The sequence below is a fragment of the Enterobacter sp. 01-M-02-SI-ECC genome (assembly GCF_047530595.1).
In the GTDB taxonomy this organism is placed as follows: Bacteria; Pseudomonadota; Gammaproteobacteria; order Enterobacterales; family Enterobacteriaceae; genus Enterobacter; species Enterobacter cloacae_M.
Genome location: NZ_JBLKCZ010000106.1, coordinates 1 through 524 on the forward strand (window position 1 = coordinate 1; position 524 = coordinate 524).

Genomic DNA, 524 nt, shown 5'->3' on the forward strand with positions numbered 1-524 from the left:
CCTTCCTCCCCGCTGAAAGTACTTTACAACCCGAAGGCCTTCTTCATACACGCGGCATGGCTGCATCAGGCTTGCGCCCATTGTGCAATATTCCCCACTGCTGCCTCCCGTAGGAGTCTGGACCGTGTCTCAGTTCCAGTGTGGCTGGTCATCCTCTCAGACCAGCTAGGGATCGTCGCCTAGGTGAGCCGTTACCCCACCTACTAGCTAATCCCATCTGGGCACATCTGATGGCAAGAGGCCCGAAGGTCCCCCTCTTTGGTCTTGCGACGTTATGCGGTATTAGCTACCGTTTCCAGTAGTTATCCCCCTCCATCAGGCAGTTTCCCAGACATTACTCACCCGTCCGCCGCTCGCCGGCAAAGTAGCAAGCTACTTTCCGCTGCCGCTCGACTTGCATGTGTTAGGCCTGCCGCCAGCGTTCAATCTGAGCCATGATCAAACTCTTCAATTTAAGTTTGATGCTCGTGAATTAAACTTCGTAATGAATTACGTATGTTCACTCAGAGACTTGGTATTCATTT

General features: G+C 52.7%; 1 rRNA gene. It reads right to left on the reverse strand.

The window, feature by feature from the left end:
* Positions 1-454: ribosomal RNA gene (locus ACMWLG_RS25895) — 16S ribosomal RNA — on the reverse strand; the annotation flags it as partial.
* Between the last annotated feature and the right edge of the window lie 70 nt (positions 455-524).